Origin of the sequence: Nonomuraea sp. MG754425 (genome assembly GCF_021699195.1) — a bacterium.
GTDB lineage: Bacteria > Actinomycetota > Actinomycetes > Streptosporangiales > Streptosporangiaceae > Nonomuraea.
In genome coordinates, this window is sequence record NZ_SSXE01000557.1 from 1 (window position 1) to 333 (window position 333).

Annotated in this window: 1 protein-coding gene; it reads right to left on the minus strand. The window is 70.3% G+C overall.

From position 1 onward, the window contains the following. The coding region (locus tag FAF44_RS53955) for a carbohydrate binding domain-containing protein (protein WP_308193558.1) at positions 1–299 on the minus strand (299 nt) is incomplete at its 3' end. Between the last annotated feature and the right edge of the window lie 34 nt (positions 300–333).

Here is a 333-nt window from a genome sequence, read left to right on the forward strand (position 1 = left end):
TCGGCCAGATAAGCGCCCTGGCCGTACCAGCCGTTCACGTAGACCGTCACCGACGTGGTCGAGGCACCCGTGGTGAACGACGTCGCGAGCCGGCCCCACTGGCCGTCGGGAGCGCCCCAGGTGCTGACGTCGACGCCCGTCCCCGTGGCTCCCAGGAAGACGTAACTTCCCTGGACCCAGGCCGAGAGCTGGTACGTCGTGTTCGGCCGCACGGAGACGACCTGCTGACAACGCGCCAGGTCGTTACCCTGCGGCGTCGCCCGAACAGCCCCGGCACCCCCGTGCACCGGGGACGACACGGCCTGCGCACCGGAACACGTCCAGCCGGTCAGA